Annotated in this window: 12 protein-coding genes, 1 pseudogene and 1 riboswitch; of the genes and pseudogenes, 8 read left to right on the top strand and 5 right to left on the bottom strand. The window is 70.4% G+C overall.

The window, feature by feature from the left end; all coding sequences use genetic code 11:
* Positions 1-1,776 (bottom strand): serine hydrolase domain-containing protein, encoded by a 1,776-nt coding sequence (locus C4V41_RS06255; RefSeq protein ID WP_103954835.1) that lies wholly within the window; start codon positions 1,774-1,776, stop codon positions 1-3.
* Between the two features lie 168 nt (positions 1,777-1,944).
* Between C4V41_RS06255 and C4V41_RS06250 the strand changes: the two genes are divergently transcribed.
* Together C4V41_RS06250 and C4V41_RS06245 are read left to right on the top strand one after the other, a co-directional pair.
* On the top strand, positions 1,945-3,096 hold the full coding sequence (locus C4V41_RS06250; RefSeq protein ID WP_103954834.1) for a sensor histidine kinase: 1,152 nt from the start codon (positions 1,945-1,947) through the stop codon (positions 3,094-3,096).
* Positions 3,071-3,724, top strand: a complete 654-nt coding sequence (locus tag C4V41_RS06245; RefSeq protein WP_103954833.1) for a response regulator transcription factor — start codon at positions 3,071-3,073, stop codon at positions 3,722-3,724. Before C4V41_RS06250 ends, C4V41_RS06245 begins: the two co-directional genes overlap by 26 nt.
* Positions 3,725-3,739: 15 nt before the next feature.
* On the opposite strand, the pseudogene C4V41_RS06240 reads toward C4V41_RS06245, so the two are convergent.
* The 3 genes and pseudogenes from C4V41_RS06240 to C4V41_RS06230 all read right to left on the bottom strand — a co-directional run.
* Positions 3,740-3,805: pseudogene (locus C4V41_RS06240) on the bottom strand (30S ribosomal protein S4); the annotation flags it as partial.
* A gap of 62 nt (positions 3,806-3,867) precedes the next feature.
* Entirely contained in the window at positions 3,868-6,813 is a 2,946-nt protein-coding gene (locus C4V41_RS06235; RefSeq protein ID WP_103955648.1) for a CBM35 domain-containing protein, read from the bottom strand.
* Between the two features lie 94 nt (positions 6,814-6,907).
* Positions 6,908-8,125, bottom strand: a complete 1,218-nt coding sequence (locus C4V41_RS06230; protein WP_103954832.1) for an ROK family protein — start codon at positions 8,123-8,125, stop codon at positions 6,908-6,910.
* A gap of 114 nt (positions 8,126-8,239) precedes the next feature.
* Between C4V41_RS06230 and C4V41_RS06225 the strand changes: the two genes are divergently transcribed.
* From C4V41_RS06225 to C4V41_RS62755, 6 genes are all read left to right on the top strand, one after another.
* Positions 8,240-9,532 carry an ABC transporter substrate-binding protein gene (locus tag C4V41_RS06225; RefSeq protein ID WP_103954831.1) on the top strand — a complete coding sequence of 431 codons (1,293 nt, stop codon included), beginning with the start codon at positions 8,240-8,242 and terminating at the stop codon, positions 9,530-9,532.
* Between the two features lie 66 nt (positions 9,533-9,598).
* Positions 9,599-10,510, top strand: coding sequence for a carbohydrate ABC transporter permease (locus C4V41_RS06220; RefSeq protein ID WP_103954830.1), 912 nt, complete (start codon positions 9,599-9,601; stop codon positions 10,508-10,510).
* Positions 10,507-11,331 carry a carbohydrate ABC transporter permease gene (locus C4V41_RS06215; RefSeq protein ID WP_200823792.1) on the top strand — a complete coding sequence of 275 codons (825 nt, stop codon included), beginning with the start codon at positions 10,507-10,509 and terminating at the stop codon, positions 11,329-11,331. The genes C4V41_RS06220 and C4V41_RS06215 overlap by 4 nt, the downstream gene beginning before the upstream one ends.
* Positions 11,328-13,472, top strand: coding sequence for an alpha-galactosidase (locus C4V41_RS06210; RefSeq protein WP_103954829.1), 2,145 nt, complete (start codon positions 11,328-11,330; stop codon positions 13,470-13,472). Before C4V41_RS06215 ends, C4V41_RS06210 begins: the two co-directional genes overlap by 4 nt.
* A gap of 11 nt (positions 13,473-13,483) precedes the next feature.
* A riboswitch (guanidine-III (ykkC-III) riboswitch) is annotated at positions 13,484-13,551 on the top strand.
* A gap of 12 nt (positions 13,552-13,563) precedes the next feature.
* Positions 13,564-14,412, top strand: a complete 849-nt coding sequence (locus C4V41_RS06205; RefSeq protein ID WP_103954828.1) for an MBL fold metallo-hydrolase — start codon at positions 13,564-13,566, stop codon at positions 14,410-14,412.
* Positions 14,413-14,414: 2 nt separating this feature from the next.
* Positions 14,415-14,969 carry a hypothetical protein gene (locus tag C4V41_RS62755; RefSeq protein WP_200823791.1) on the top strand — a complete coding sequence of 185 codons (555 nt, stop codon included), beginning with the start codon at positions 14,415-14,417 and terminating at the stop codon, positions 14,967-14,969.
* 116 nt (positions 14,970-15,085) lie between these two features.
* Here C4V41_RS62755 and C4V41_RS06195 read toward each other — a convergent pair whose 3' ends face one another.
* Complete coding sequence (locus tag C4V41_RS06195) at positions 15,086-15,805, bottom strand: aminoglycoside 3'-phosphotransferase (RefSeq protein WP_103954827.1); 720 nt, start codon at positions 15,803-15,805, stop codon at positions 15,086-15,088.

The following is a 15,805-nucleotide window of genomic DNA, read 5'->3' as shown; positions in this document are numbered from 1 at the left end:
TCAGCCGAACTGCCAGCCGACCAGGTTCCAGTGCAGGCAGAACCAGGCGAGCGCCAGCGCTCCGGCCAGCAGGGTCACCTGGTGAACGCGGGCCAGGAGGCCGATGGGGCGGTGTCTCCACCCGATCACGGTGGTGGTGATCGCGGCGGCGGTGAGGGCGAGGAACAGCGGAGGAAGGAGGAGCAGCATCCGGAGGGTCGTCGGGACGCCGTACAGGATGCTCGTTTCGCCGGTCAGGGTCAGCGTGAACAGGACGACGAACGCGAGCCCGGCGGTACCGGCCGATCCGGCGAGGAGGCGGGCGGCGCGCCAGGCGCGCGGCGTCCGGCGTTTCCGACGTTCCCGGCGGAGCGCGGCGGCGGGCAGGCCGAGCACGGCCGTCAGGGCGGTGACGGCGAACACCGAGATGACGACGAGGTTGGCCGGTGGGGTCTCCCACCAGGGGACGAGTTCGTAGGCGGGGCCGTCGGTGACCGCGTATGTGGTGCCGTTCGTGACGAACGCCAGCCGCTGGGAGCCGCCGTCCTGCTGGTAGAGCCCCGGTGCCAGCGGGCGCCACGTCGTGCCCTTGAAGGCGAGCCTCCCGTCGGCCTCGATCCGTAGCCGGGAGGAGTTGGTGAGGGCGAGCACCTTCTCGATGGTCGACTCGGTGGTGCGGGCCGGCCGGTAGAAGCCCGCCACCGGCGTGCCCGCCCTGCCCTCGCCGGGAGCGGCTCGGGTGCCTGGCAGGAAGCGGTCGAAGAAGGCGGGTACGAGTTCGGTGACGGCGTCGATGCCGCCCGTGCCGTTGGTGGAGACGAACAGGCCGAGGTCGGCGCCGGGCACCAGCAGGAGCACGCTCTGGAAGCCCTCCCAGCTTCCGTCGTGCATGATCACCCGATGCCCGTTGAGGGTCTGCTCCTTGAACCCGTGGGCGTACCCGTCGATGCGGGGGTCGGCGGTGAAGGAGCGCTGGGGTATGGGCTTGTCCTTCAGATTGGCGATCATGAAGCGGGCCATGTCGTCGGCGGTGGCGCTGATCGATCCGTCGGGTGGGAGGTTGTCGAAGACGAAGGGTTTGCGCTGGTACGTCCCGTCCTCGTAGGCGTAGCTGCGGGCCAGGTTCGTGGCCAAGGGGGCGGGGACCGGTTCGGAGGCCGTGCTGTGCCGCATGCCGAGCGGGTCCAGGATGTGGTCCTTCACGTACTGGTCGTAGGGCTGTCCGCTCACCTGCGACACGATGTGCCCGGCCAGCGCCGCGCCATGGTTGGAATAGGCCGATACCTCGCCGGGCGGGCGGATCCGGGCCGGCAGGTGCTCGGCGAGATAGGTGCCCAGCGGCGGCACGTCGGCCTTGCGCCGCGAGCCCAGGCCGATGGTGCGATCCTCGAACCCGGCGGTGTGGTCCATCAGGTGCGCCAGGGTGATCGGCCGGGGGTAGGTCGCGGGGATACGGAAGGTGGTGAGGTAGCGGTTCACGTCCGTGTGCAGGTCCAGCCTGCCCGCCTGCACCTGTTGCATCACCGCGGTCCAGGTGAACAGCTTGGTGATCGAGGCGATCCGTACCAAGGAGGTGCCGGGGTCGAACGGGGTCCCGTTCTCGCGGTCGGCCAGGCCGTAGCCCTTGCTGAAGAGCGTCTTTCCGCCGCCCACGACCGAGACCACCGCGCCCGGCACATGGTTGGCGGCCAGCCCTTTCGCCATCGCGGCGTCGAAGAAGTCCGCGAGCTGCTGGGCGGGCGGTCCGGCGGGCGCCAGCGACAGCGCGGCGATGAGGGGGAGGGCGATCGGCCACACGGCGTGACTCCTGACATGGTCGGGAGCCACCAACGGTGCCGTCGGCGGGGGTGCGGGCGCATCGCCATCGCGGCCAAGGTCGCATCACACTAAAGTCGGAAATTTCAGGATGGACGGTGTCGACGTTCGTCTGAGGTGACGCGGCGCCGCCCTGGCTACGCTGGGCCGATGGCGACGTACCGGGACACGCTGCGGCGGGTCGTCACCCTCGGTCCGCCCGCGATCAGCGCGGTCTCCGTGGCGTTCTGCCTGGTCCTGACCGTTCTGGCGGTCAAGGGGCAGTGGGCCCCGCTGCCGCGCGCGGTGATCGGGGCCGCCGGGCTGGCCGCCACGGGCGCCGTGTGGTTCCGCGACCGGTGGCCGGTGGCGGTCGCCGTCGTCGGGGCGGCCGCGTACGCGCTGTCGGGCAACCCAGGGCCGCTGCTGATCGGCCTGTTCTCCGGCGCGGGGGCGCGCCTGGGCATGCGGTTCGCGGCGCTGGCGGCGATCGGCGTGGCGGGATTCCTGGCCCAGCAGTGGGTCGACAACGGCCGGTTCAGCACGGACGCGCTGGTCTCCGCGCTGGCCGCCACCGCCGCCGCGCTGGTGGCCGGCGGATACACCGCCACCCGCCGCGAGCTCACCAGCTCCCTGCGGGAACGCGCCGAGCGCGCCGAGACCGAACGTCACCTGCGCGACGAACAGGCGAAAACCGCCGAACGCGGCCGGATCGCCCGCGAGATGCACGACGTGCTCGCCCACAAGGTCACCCTCATCTCGCTGCACGCCGGCGGACTGGAGGTCAACCCCGGCGCGGAGCCGGTACGGGTCGAGCGGGAGGCGGCGCTGATCCGGGCCACCGCGCAGGAGGCCCTCGAAGAGCTGCGGAAGATCGTGGGCGTGCTGCGGGCCGGACATGACGACAAATTTCCGGACCTGCGGAGATTGGTGGAGTCCTGGGCATCCGCCGGCAACACCGTCACGCTGGACGCCGACCTTGGCACGCTGCCGGTGGTGACGGCCAGGGCCGCCTACCGGCTCGTCCAGGAAGGGCTGACCAACGCGTACAAACACGCTTCCGGAGCACCCGTCACCGTCACCGTGACCGGAAACCCGCAGGACGGCGTCACGATCACGGTCACCAACGAGCGGCCGCTCCGGCCCGCCGCGCACTCCTCCGGCGCCCAGGCCGGTCTCGTCGGCCTGGCGGAACGATTCCGGCTGATCGGCGGAACGGTGCGCGGCGGGCCCGACGATGCGGGAGGCTGGCGCCTGGAGGGCCGGTTGCCGTGGGACGCGTCCGCGAGGGGCACACATGATCAGGACGCTGCTGGTGGATGACGAGTCGCTGATCCGCGCCGGACTGCGGTTCATCCTCGAATCCGCACCCGACGTGGAGGTGGTGGGGGAGGCCGCCGACGGCGACGAGGCGGTCGACGCCGTGCACCGCCTGCGGCCGGACGTCATCCTGATGGACATCCGGATGCCACGGACCGACGGCCTCGCCGCCACCGAGGCCATCCGCCTGCTCGCCCCCGCGCCCGCGGTCGTCATCCTCACCACGTTCGACAGCGACGAGCACGTCTTCACCGCGCTGGAGGCCGGGGCCTGCGGATTCCTCCTCAAGGACACCTCGCCGCACGACCTGATCCAGGCGGTACGCCTCGCGCACGGCGGCGACTCGATGCTGTCCCCGCGGGTGACCCGGCGGCTGATCCACCGCGTCACCACCGACGTGCCCGTCCGGCGCCGCCGCGACGCGCTCGCCCGGCTGGAGACCCTCACCGGCCGCGAGCGCGAGGTGCTCACCGAGGTGGGGCTCGGCCGCTCCAACACCGAGATCGCGGCCAGCCTGCACGTGAGCGAGGCGACCGTCAAAAGCCACATCTCCCACCTGTTCGACAAGCTCGCCGTCACCAACCGGGTCCAGGTGGCCATCGCCGCCTACCGCGCCGGCCTGGTCGACTGAGCGTCCGTCAGCGGGAGCCTTCCTGGTCAGGGGGACGCCCGCGCGACGTGAGAGTCGCACTTTCGGTCCGGTGTATCGCACACACTGGCTGCCGACAGGAAAGAGGGGCGCGGCGGCCGGCCAGCCGGCCGCCGCGCAGAAGGCTACGAACCCAGGGAGATCCGGTCGAGGTCCGGAGCGGAGTCGGTGTCGTTGCCGAAGGTGATCGTGTTGGCGCCCGCCTTCAAGGAGACGGTCACCGCCTTCGTGTAGACGGTGTCGTTGCCCATGCCGCTGGTCGGCACCTCGATCGGGGTGCCGCCGTTGACCGTGACGAAGTACGAGCGGTTCCCGTTGACGGTGAAGTCGATGAACAACTGGTATTCACCGGCCTGGTCCACCGTGACGTCGTCGAAGCGGACGAACGCGTCGGCGGAGCCGCCGATGTTGCGTACCTTCTGCGAACCTGAGCAGCGCCCGCAGTTCGTGACGCCGGCGCTGCCGATGTCGTTCAGCGAGCTCTCCGCCTCGCGCATGAAGACGCGGTCGGCGGGACGGACCTGGATCGGCACCACCTTCGACACGCTGTGCGGCAGGCCGACCGTCTGGAAGTCCGCCTTGACCGGCACCTGCGCGGCACCACCGGCGGCGGGGCCGGTGACCGTCCAGGTGCCCTCGATCGACTGGCCGAGACGCAGGCCGGAGGCGGTCACGGGGGCGCCTTCGAGGGTCCAGCCCGCCGGCACCACGGGAGCGAGCCGCACGTTGTCGACCGTGTCCTCGTCCAGGCGCAGTTTCGCGGAGATCGTCACGGACTGCTGCCCGGGGCCGACCCAGACCACGCCGGACGGTCTCACGGTCATCGTGGTCTTCGGCGTGGCCGACGCCGAAGGCAGCGGCCCGACCACGATCCGGTCCAGGCCCGGGCCCTGCTGGTCGTCGCTGAACACCTTGACGGTGTTGTCGCCGGCGGCCAGCGGCACCGCGATGGAGGCGTCCATGGGGACCTCCACGCCGGTGGCGGCGACGGCCTTCTTGATCGGCGCGGCGCCGTTGACGCTCACCGACAGGGACCCGGCCTTGGGCGCGGTGTAGTCGAGTTCGAGCCGGTACGTGCCCGCCGCGGCGACCTGGACACCCCGGTAGGTGACGGCGTTGCGGGCGCCGCCGCCCAGCCGGGTGATCTGCTCACCGCCGGAGCACGCGTCGCAGCCGGTGACGCGGGCCTTGCCGTCCCGGTCGTTCTGCCCGGCCTCCGCCTCCAGCGGCATGCCGTCGGTGTCCCGCGCCGGATAGTCCGACGCCACCCGGATCTCATCGATCTTGAGCTGCTTGAAGAACGGCTTCGCCTGGGCGCCGCTCCAGGTGTCCAGCACTTCGAGCTTCAGGTAGCGCGTGTCCTGCGCGCCGAGGTCGATGAACTGGGTGCCGCGGGCGCTGCGCATCGCACTGCTGCGCACCGGCTCGCCCCAGTTCCTGCCGTCCTTGCTCGTGTACACCTTGTAGTTCATGATCCGGGCGGAGTCCTCCGGCCGGCCGAACGACTCGCGGGCGTGCGTGGGCGACCACTCGGTCTGGTTGACGGCGAGGTAGGCCACCTTGCGGCGCTTGCCGAGGTCCAGCGACACCGACACCGGCTGGTTCCCGTTGCTGTCCCAGTAGGTGGTGTAGTCGCCGTCCACCAGATTGGCGGCGGGGAAGCCCTCCTTCGCCGCCGACGCGGTGGCCTTCACCGTGCCGGGCTTGAGGAAGTGCTGCTGCCCGGCGGTGCGGACCTTGAAGACGGTGTCGTAGGTGTCCCAGGTGGTGACGCCGAGGATCGACAGATATCCGCCGGACTGGGTGAACCGGAAGGGCGCGCCGGTCCGCACGTCGGTGACCTGGGTCACCCGGTAGCCGTTGTCCCGCAGCCGGACCATGTCCTGGCTCTTCGGCTTGGTCAGCACGTGGACGTACTGGGTCCTCGCCTCGTCGGCCACCGTGATGACCCCGTGGGCGCCGTCGTTCCAGAAGCCCGGCTGCATGCCGCCGTACATGTAGCCGCCGCCCTTGGTGCCCGTGATGGCGGACCAGATGGGAGGCAGCCAGGTGTCCATGAAGGTGTTGAAGTTCTCCTGGCTCGGCGGGAACTTGCCGTTCACCATCGGGGTCTCGGCCATCAGCGACTTGATCGACGAGCCGGCGTTGGCGACGTACCGGCCGATGCTCAGCGGGAGGTCGACGGCGTTGTCCTTGCCGTCGTACCACCAGGCGCCGCTGGTCGGCAGCTTGTAGTCGGCCTCGGTGAGACGCGGCATCGGCGTGTACGTGGCCGCCGGGTAGTCGTATGCCGGGGTGATGCCGGTCTTCTGCTCGTTGCTGACGGTGTCCATGATCGGCGTGTCCTCGTTGTTGTTGCTCAACAACCAGGCCGGCCGCTTCTCACGGATCTGCTCGTACAGCTTGTTGCGCTCCCAGTAGGCGTTGTCGTTGTCGATCCAGAAGCCGGACAGGTCGGGGTACTTGTCCATGACCTCGTGGAACAGGTCGTAGCTGTACTCGCCGAAACCCTCGCGTGTCGTGAGGTCCACCTGCTTGCCCTTGTGGGCGGAGTAGGCGGCGGAGTCGAGGGTCTGGATCCCGGCCTCGTTGTGCCACTGCGGGTCGTCGGTCATGTAGAGCAGGACGCGGACGCCCTTGGCCTTGCCCGCCTCGACCAGCTCGCCGAGAAGGTCCCGCTTGGTCGCGCAACTGCCCGGGATCTCCGACGGCCACGGCCGGGCGTACCCGAGCCGGCTGTGGAAGGTCGCCAGCACGATGTACGAGGCGCGCAGCTTCTTCGCCTCGTCCACCCAGTAGCCGGCGCTCCAGCCGCCCTCGGTCACGTCACGTTCCCAGGCGGCGCAGTCGGTATGGGCGGGTGCGGTGAACATGCCCCAGTGCAGGAACAGTCCGGCCGTGGACTCGCGCATCCACTGCTGGCGCGGGTGCTCGACCTCGGCCGCGGCGGGCACCGCGCCGAGCAGCGCCGCCACGAGCGAGAGGGCCAGGGCGAGAGTGACGCCGGCGAAGCGCCGGGACCTGAGCGGCCGGCGTTCAGAGCCGCTACGGGTGGGTGGGGGGAGGTTCATGACCACCGGCTTTCTCGTTGGGGCGATCGGGCCGAATAATGCAAACAACACTGCTTAATCGGAATCCCGATGATCCAACGACGGTGGCCCCCGGTCAAGACCTCGGATCACTTCCGGGTACTTCGAGGAGTGAGTCCAGAACCGTGTCGAGGGCCATCCGGGCGGCGCCGAGTGCCACCGAGTCGGCGCCCATCGTCGAGGTGACCACCTCGATCGGGAACAGCGTGAGCTTGGCCAGCTCGCGGCGGAACGGCTCGGCGACGATCGCGCCGCCGCGCGACATGCCGCCGCCGAGCACGACGATCTCCGGATCCACCGCGAGCGCCAGGACGGCGGCGCCGCGCGCGAGCACCTCGGTGAACTCGATCAGCACCGCGAGGCTCTCCGGGTCCTGCCGGGCCGCGGAGGCGATGACCAGCTCGCCCTCCCGCCCCGCCGCGGAGGCGCTGCCCGCCGCGAGTTCGGCCCCGCGGGCGTGCAGCCGGGTCATCGCCCGCTCCCAGCCGAGCATCGGCAGAGCTCCTATTTCACCGGCCGCGCCATGTCTGCCCTGGTAGACCTGGCCGTCCAGCAGGAGCCCGGCGCCGGCCCGGTGGCCCGCGAACATGTAGACGATGCTGCGGTGGTCCTGGGCCGCGCCCTTCCAGTGCTCGGCCAGCGCGGCGAGCTTGACGTCGTTGGCCACGGCGACCGGCGTTCCCAGCCCGGCCGACAGGGTGGCGGCGACGTCCACCTCGGTGAACCCGGGCAGGGAGTAGGGGGCCAGCCCTGACCCCGCCTGGCCGGCGGCCACGTCCAAGACGCCCTCCGGCGCGCGCAGCGTCCCGGTCACGCCGCAGGCCGCGCCGGTGATCTCGCCGGGGCCGAGGCCCGCCTCGCGCCAGCACGCCCGCGCGGTCTCCACCGCGGCCCGCAGCCGCTCGGGCGCGGGAAGCTCCGGATCCAGCTCCCTGCGGTGCGACGCGAGCGGGTTGCCGCGCAGGTCGGTCACCACCGCCAGCGTCTTGTGCGCGCCGATGTCGATGCCGCTGACGTGCCCGGACTCGGCCCGGAAGCGGAAATGGCGGGCCGGGCGTCCCGCGCCCCTGCCGGTCGCCTGCCGCGGCGGCGCGGTCTCCTCCACCCGGCCGCTCTGGAGGAGCTCGGCGAGGAGGTCCTCCGCGGTCGGCCGTGACACGCCCACGATCGCCCGTAGCTCCCGCAGCGTGAGCGAGGGGGCCTTGATGAAGGCGCCCAGGGCGGCGGCCACGTTCAGTCGTCGCAGCAACGACGAGTCTCCGAGGCGGGTGGCTGCTTCTCCGTCTTGACTCATCCGATCAAGCGTCCTTATGCTCGCGGCGACAATATTGCTAACTGTTCTGCATATCACAGATCTACGGTGCGGGACTCGGGCCACGCGGCGACGGCAGGACCGAAGGGAACACTCATGGCAGCACGTTGGAGAGGGGCGGTCGCCGCTGCGACGCTCACGACACTAGCTCTCACCGGCTGTGCCAGTGGTGGTACGACCGCGCCGTCCGCGTCCGGCGGTACGGCCGAGATGACGATGCTCACGTTCGAGACCCCCAACCTGCCCGCCACGCTGTGGGACTCGGCGATCGCGCGCGTCTCCGCCAAGGTCCCGGGCATCAAGATCAGGAAGCTGGTCACCCCGAACGTCGACCGCACCACCTACGCCAAGCAACTGGCCAGCTCGGGCCAGCTCCCCGACGTCATGATGGCGGTCAACCCGCAGGGATTCGCCGAAGGCGGCCAGCTCGCCGAGTTCACCCCCGAAGAGCTGAAGGACTACGCCTACCCCAAGTCCGGCGCGATCAACGGCAAGATCTACCAGCTGCCCACCAACGCCCAGCCCCAGTCGCTCCTCTACTACAACAAGGACGACTTCGCCAAGGCCAAGATCGGCAAAGTGCCGGCCACCTGGGCCGAGTTCCTCGACGCCTGCGCCAAGCTGAAGGCCGCCGGCATCACCCCGATCGCGGTCGGCGGCGGCGGCCAGGACACCTTCGCCAGCATGTACGCCTGGGCGGGCGTCCTCGGCACCGACGTCTTCCTGGCGAACCCGGGCTTCGCCACGGAGATCAAGTCCAAGGCCAAGAACTTCACCGACCCCGCCTTCGTCAAGGCGACCGAGAAGATCGCGCAGCTCTCCAAGCTCGGCTACCTCGACAAGGAGGGCACCAGCCGCTCCTACGCCGACCACGAGAAGGCATTCCGCGCCGGGTCGGCCGCGATGTACCCGATGGGCTCGTGGTTCGCCACCTCCGCGGACAACGACAAGCCCTCGTTCGAGGTCGGCGTCTTCGCCTGGCCGAGCGACGACGGCAAGGCCGTGGTGCCGAACCTGACCGGCGGCGGCATCAGCGTCAGCGCCAAGGCCGAGAACGTCGAGCTGGCCAAGAGGTTCGCGCTGGAGTGGACCAAGGACAAGGAGACCTCCGACGCCTTCACCAAGGCCGACGGAACCTTCAACACGGTCGCGGGCTACCAGCCGCCGGCGGACATGGGCCCGCTCTTCAAGGAGACGCTGGCCATCTACGAGAAGGCGGTGAAGGACGGCACGGTGGTGCCCGCCTTCTCGATCGAGCAGGGGGACAACGGGCTGCCCGCCGAGTTCACCGTACCGATCCAGCAGATCGCGGTGGAGCTTCTCGACGGCACCTCCGACGCCGCCGCCGTGGCGAAGAAGCTCAACGACGAGTACGCCGCCCTCCAGTAGGCGACCACCCGTGCGGGCGGACCCCGTCCGCCCGCACTCTTCCTTTGATCGAGAGGTCTCTTTCCCATGCCCGGCTCACCCCGCCACCACTCCCGCAAGGGTGGCCGGCTGCGCAGAGCGCGTGAGTTCTCCGGATTCGCCCTTCCCGGACTCTTCCTGTACGGCGTGCTGGTCCTGGTGCCGATCGTGTGGACCATCGTCCTCGGATTCACCGACCGGACCCGGTTCGACCCGCGGACCGCCTGGACCGGGCTGGACCAGTTCGGCCGGTTGTTCCAGGACGGCCAGTTCTGGCTGGTCCTGAAGAACACCTTCGTCGTCACGCTGATCGTCGTGATCGTGCCGAACGTGCTCGGGCTCGGCATCGCCCTGCTGCTGAACCGGGAGAGCCTGCTCTACCGGCTGCTGCGCTCGGTGTTCTTCACGCCCGTCATCCTGAGCGGCATCGTCGTCAGCGTCATCTGGCAGAGCCTGCTGCGGCCCGACGGCGTGCTGAACGCGATCCTGGTGGACCTCGGCGTGGACGACGCCCCGCGCTGGCTGTCCGATCCCGATCTCGCGCTGTTCTCGATCAGCGGGATCCTCTGCTGGCAGATGCTCGGCTTCTGCGTCGTGGTCTACATCGCCGGGCTGAACTCCGTACCGGAGGAACTGCACGAGGCGGCGCTCATGGACGGCGCCGGCCCGCTGCGGCGCTTCAGGTCGGTCACCTGGCCGATGATCGCGGCCTCGGTCACCATCAACACCGTCATGCTGCTGATCAGCGGCTTCAAGGTGTACGAGCACATCCTGGTGCTGACCAACGGCGGCCCCGGCCGCAACGCCACCGCCTCCATCGCCTTCGACGTCATCGAGAAGGGCGTGCGAGGCGACCGGATCGGGTTCGCGGCGGCCGAGGCGACGATCATGCTCGCCGTCATCGTCGCGATCACCGGCGTCGTCCTGCGGCTGCTGCAACGTCGAGAGGTACACCTTTGACATCCCGGTTCCAGGTCGTGCGGCCGATCTTCGCCGTCGCGCTGACCGCGCTGTTCTTCTTTCCCATCTACATCGTCGTCACCGGCATGCTCAAGCCGCCCGCCGAGATCCAGTCCTCGCCGCTCGGGCTGCCCGCGCCGCTCACCGGCGAGAACCTCGCGGCCGTCTTCGGGCGCCCGGACGGCCTGTTCTGGTCGTCGCTGCTGAACAGCGTCCAGATCACCGTGCTGTCGGTGCTCCTGCTCACGCTGATCTCGGCGATGCTGGCGCACTACCTGGTGCGCTCGAAGGCGCGCTGGACCAGGCCGGCGATGCTGATGCTGCTGTCCGGCCTGATGATCCCGCCGGCGGTGATCCTGCAGCCGGTCACCCAGGTCCTCGACGCCGCGGGCCTGATGAACACGCTGCCCGGCGTGGTGCTCGGCAACGTCGCCTACTACCTGCCGTTCGGCGTGTTCGTCTTCGCCGGGTTCATCGGCACCGTGCCGGTGGACATCGAGGAGGCGGCCAGTATCGACGGCGCGAGCCGGCTGCGGATGTTCTGGCAGGTGGTGTTCCCGGCGCTGCGGCCCGCCGCCGCCAGCGTGATGATCTTCCTCGGGGTGTGGGTCTGGAACGACTTCCTCAGCCCGCTGGTCATCCTCGGCCCCGAGTCCGGCACCACGGTCACCGTCGGCGTCTACCGCTCGGTGGGCGAGTACTCGACGAACTTCGGCACCCTGTACGCGTTCTCGTTCCTGGCCTCGCTGCCGGTGCTGATCTTCTTCGTGGCGCTGCAGAAGCAGTTCGTGGCCGGTCTGACGGCGGGAGCGGTCAAGTGAGCGCCCGCCCGGCCGCGGCGGCCTTCGACGCCGAGACCGGAGTGCTGCTGCTCGACACCCCGCACACGTCCTATTCGGCGTACGTCGGGCGCGCGGACGACATCCCGATCCACACCTACTGGGGCCCGCCCATCACCGCCGGCGACGCGGCCTACCTGGCGGCCTCGACCGCCGAACGGCTGGCCTCGGAGTGGGTCTGCTTCCGTTCGGCGGCGAACCGGCACGAGGAGTACCCGCTCGACGGCGGGCTGCAGTTCGGCCGGGCCGCGCTGTCGGTGGAGTTCCCCGGCGCGGTGCGCTCCATCGCGTGGCGGCTCGCCCGGCACGAGATCACCGCCGGGCCCGGCCATCAGGAGCTGGCGCTGTGGTACGAGGCGCAGGAGCTGGTGGTGACCCTGTACTACCGCGTCCACGACGACAGTGACGTCATCGACCGGTGGGTGGTCGTGCGCAACGACTCGGCCGCGGACACCGTCGACGTACACCGCCTGGACTCCGCCGCGTGGGTGATGCCCGAGCAGTCGCGGCACCGGATGACCCACCTGACCGGCCGCTGGGCCGCGGAGACGCAGGTGCGCAGGACCGACCTCACCGACGGCCACCTCGTCCTGGAGAGCCGCCGCGGCATCACCGGCCACCACGCGAACCCGTGGTTCGCGATCGACGACGGCACCGCCACGGAGGAGAGCGGCCGGGTCTACAGCGGGACGCTGCACTGGAGCGGCTCGTGGCGGCTGCTCGCCCAGCGCGAACTGGACGAACCCGCCCAGATCCTGTTCGGCTGGGGCCACGAGGGCTTCGGCCCGCGCCGCCTCGAACCGGGCGAAGTGCTCACGACCCCGGTCAGCTCGGGCCTGTTCACGGCGGACGGGTTCGGGGCGATGAGCCACGCGTGGCACGAGTACGCGCTGCGCCACGTCCTGCCGAACTCCGGCGAGCTCCGGCCGGTGCTGTTCAACTCGTGGGAGGCCACCGGCTTCGACGTGGACGAGCAGGGCCAGCGGGCGCTGGCACGGAAGGCGGCGGCCCTGGGCTGCGAGCTGTTCGTCCTCGACGACGGCTGGTTCGGCCGGCGCTCCAGCGACCGGGCGGGACTCGGCGACTGGTGGGTCAACACCGATCGCTTCCCCGGCGGCCTGAAGCCGCTGATCGACGAGGTGCACGCACTCGGCATGGGCTTCGGGCTGTGGATCGAGCCGGAGATGGTCAACCCCGACTCCGACCTCTACCGCGCCCACCCCGAGTGGACGTACCACCACGCCGGCCGGGAACCGCACACCATGCGGAACCAGCTCGTCCTCAACCTGGCCCGGCCGGACGTGGCCGAGTGGGTCTTCGGCCGGCTCGACGCGCTCCTGTCGGCCAACGACGTGCGGTTCGTCAAGTGGGACATGAACCGGCCGTTCACCGACGCGGGCTGGCCGGAGCGGCCGGACCGGCAGGGCCGGCTGTGGCTCGACCATGTGACCGGCGTGTACGGCGTGATCGACGCGCTGCGCCGCAAGCATCCCGGCGTGGCGTTCGAGGCGTGCTCGGGCGGCGGTGGCCGGGTCGACTTCGGGATCATGGCCAGGACCGACCAGTTCTGGACCTCCGACAACACCGACGCGCTGGACCGGCGTCACATCCAGCACGGCTTCAGCCACCTCTATCCGGCGCGCACCATGTCGTGCTGGGTGACCGACCTGCCGACCTTCATCAACAAGCGCCGGGTGCCGCTGACGTACCGGTTCCACGTGGCGATGGCCGGGGTGCTCGGCGTCGGCGGTGACCTGAACGCCTGGACGGCCGAGGAGACGGAGGAGGCCAGGGGCCTCATCGCCCGGTACAAGGAGATCCGCCCCATCGTCCAGCACGGCCGCCTGCACCGGCTGGGCGAACCGGGCCGATCGGCGTCCGCGGTCCAGTACGTGACCCCGGACCGCGGGGAGTCCGTGGTCCTCGTCTACCAGGAGGCCCAGCAGTACGACGGCGACCCGGCGCCGATCCGGCTGAGGGGCCTCGACCCCGAGGCCGGGTACCGGCTGGACGGCGGTGCGGTGCTGTCCGGCGCGCTGCTGATGGGCCATGGCATCACCCCGCGGCTCACCGGCGACTACGCCAGCGCGCTGATCCGCCTCGAACGCGTGAACCGGTCGTGATAGCGTCGCCGGCGGAGCCACGGAAGTGCCTGCCCCGGACGAGATGTGCGCCGTACCCGGCCCGCCAAGACGACGCACCCAAGGAGTCGTCATGGGCCTCATCGATTTCGCCGGCCAGGTCTCCCGCCCCCACGGGCTGGACGTCCGGTGGATCCACGGGTCGCCGTCGGCCAAGCACAACACCGATCCCGACATCCAGGTGCACGCCTACGACGAGCACACCTACATCCTGCGGCAGAACATGGCGATCAACTATGAGGCGCCGTTCCTGTTCCTGCTGTTCGGGAACACCCAGGCGGTGCTGATCGACACCGGCGCCACCGCGTCCGCCGAGTTCTTCCCGTTGCGCCGGGTGGTCGACGAGCTGGTCGAGGGCTGGCTCGCGCGGCATCCCCGGGAGGCGTACCACCTGCTGGTGCTGCACACCCACGCCCACGGCGACCACATCGCCGGCGACGGCCAGTTCACCGGCCGCCCCGGCACCACCGTGGTGGGCGCGGACCTGGCCACCGCCTGGACGTATTTCGGGTTCGGCGACGGCTCGGCGGCGGAGGTCGATCTGGGGGGCCGGGTGCTGGAATGTCTGGCCACCCCCGGTCATCACGAGGCGGCGGTCACGTTCTATGACCCGTGGACGGGGTTCCTGCTCACCGGCGACACGGTCTATCCCGGCCGGCTCTACATCTCAGACCGGGCGGCCTTCGCCGAGACCATCGACCGGCTGGTCGACTTCGCCGATCGGCGGCCGGTCACCCACGTGCTCGGCTGCCACATCGAGATGACGCGGCAGGCGGGCGTGGACTATCCGGTCCGCACCACGTACCAGCCTGACGAGCCCCCGCTGCAGTTGACGGTCGGCCACCTCCGCGAGATCCAGGCGGCGGCCAAGGAGCCCGGCCGCCGTGTCCTGCCTCTCTTCATCCTTTGCCCCAACCTATGAGTATGGACGTCACCAAAGACGGGCGGAGCTGGCGGATCGGCACGGCCGACGACGTCGCCTGGCTCGCCGGCCGGACCGTGCCCGGCCTGTCGGTCACCACGGCGATCCCGCCGGTGTTCGACGCCTACGCCACCTTCCACCCGCCCGACGGGGTCGAGATCGACGCCCACGAACGCGCCGTGGTCGCCGGGCTCGTCGAACACACCCCTGACCAGTCCTGGCTGCTGGGCTATCTCGACACCGGTGCCCATGACATCGTCTTCCCCCGCGCTCCGAAGCGGTCCCTTTACTGGGACTGGCCTTACGTCCTGGTCGAAGCCGGGCCCGAACAGGCTCTGACCTGGCGGACCGGGCACATGCGCGGCGACGGGTCGCTGCCCGACCTGTTCTTCCCCGCGGACCACTCCTGGCTCGTGTCCGCCCTCTGGGACGACACCTGGACCGACATCGGCGGCACCGCCGCCCTGATCGCCACCCTGCACCGCGACCCGCTGGTCAACGCCCGCCCGGTCGGCCCCGACGAAGACTCTCTCCCGCCGGGGTTCACCCGCGACTAGCGCCGGGCCGGTTCACGATCTCGGCTTCGAGCCGGGCGGTCAGCCCAGATGGCGGAAGGTCTCCGGGTCCAGATCCATGTCCAGCGCCCGCGGCAGCCGCTCCTCCTGCCCCGGGGTCAGAGAAGTTCGTCCAGCAGCCGGTAGTAGGAGAGGCGCTCCTCGTCGATGCGGTCCACGAGGCCGTAGGCGGCGAGGAACTCCTCCCACGCCGCCTCGGACAGTTCTCTGCGGACGATGGCGAGGTCGCGGTAGCGGTCGGCCACGCCCAGCGCCGGGACGTCGATGACGACGGGCTCTCCCGAGGCGGGCACCAGCACGTTGGAGGGGGTGTAGTCCCCGTGCGCGACGACGAGGTCCTCCTCGCGCGGGCCGGTGGCCACCAGCCGGTCGCAGATCGTCTCCGGGCTCAGCCCGAGATGGTCGTCGTCGAAGTCGTCCGGGTCCACGAGGCCGTCGCGGACGTTGGCCGCGGCGCGTTCGAGCACCGCCGGCAGCCGGCCGTCGAAGGGGCACTCGGCGACGGGCAACGCGTGCAGCTTTCGCAGCGTACGGCCCAGCACCGCGCCCATGCCGGCGGGCGCGGCTTCGAGCGACGGCGCGGCCACGTCGGCGAGGACGAGGACCGGGTCCTCGTAGGCGACCACCTCGGGAACGGGGACCCGTCCGCGGAGCCAGCGCAGGCGCAGGTGCTCGGCCCTGGCGAGGGGGCCCTGCTTGACGTAGAAGACCGTCGATCCCGACGTGACCCGCTGGGCCGTGCCGCTGGCTCCTTCGTGGTCAGTGGACCAGGTGGCGCCCGGCGCGATCAGCGAGCTCAGATGATCGGAAAGCCGCAT

Source organism: Nonomuraea solani (assembly GCF_900108335.1).
GTDB lineage: Bacteria > Actinomycetota > Actinomycetes > Streptosporangiales > Streptosporangiaceae > Nonomuraea > Nonomuraea solani.
Note: the sequence above shows the minus strand (reverse complement) of the source record. Positions and strands in the feature narration are given on the sequence as shown.

What these genes read in the sequence shown, in the direction of transcription:
- C4V41_RS06250 (WP_103954834.1), top strand. Translation starts at nt 1,945, where the DNA reads ATGGCGACGTACCGGGACACGCTGCGGCGGGTCGTCACCCTCGGTCCG.
- C4V41_RS06245 (WP_103954833.1), top strand. Translation starts at nt 3,071, where the DNA reads ATGATCAGGACGCTGCTGGTGGATGACGAGTCGCTGATCCGCGCCGGA.
- C4V41_RS06235 (WP_103955648.1), bottom strand. Translation starts at nt 6,813, where the DNA reads ATGAACCTCCCCCCACCCACCCGTAGCGGCTCTGAACGCCGGCCGCTC.
- C4V41_RS06230 (WP_103954832.1), bottom strand. Translation starts at nt 8,125, where the DNA reads ATGAGTCAAGACGGAGAAGCAGCCACCCGCCTCGGAGACTCGTCGTTG.
- C4V41_RS06225 (WP_103954831.1), top strand. Translation starts at nt 8,240, where the DNA reads ATGGCAGCACGTTGGAGAGGGGCGGTCGCCGCTGCGACGCTCACGACA.
- C4V41_RS06220 (WP_103954830.1), top strand. Translation starts at nt 9,599, where the DNA reads ATGCCCGGCTCACCCCGCCACCACTCCCGCAAGGGTGGCCGGCTGCGC.
- C4V41_RS06205 (WP_103954828.1), top strand. Translation starts at nt 13,564, where the DNA reads ATGGGCCTCATCGATTTCGCCGGCCAGGTCTCCCGCCCCCACGGGCTG.
- C4V41_RS62755 (WP_200823791.1), top strand. Translation starts at nt 14,415, where the DNA reads ATGGACGTCACCAAAGACGGGCGGAGCTGGCGGATCGGCACGGCCGAC.
- C4V41_RS06195 (WP_103954827.1), bottom strand. Translation starts at nt 15,805, where the DNA reads ATGCGGCTTTCCGATCATCTGAGCTCGCTGATCGCGCCGGGCGCCACC.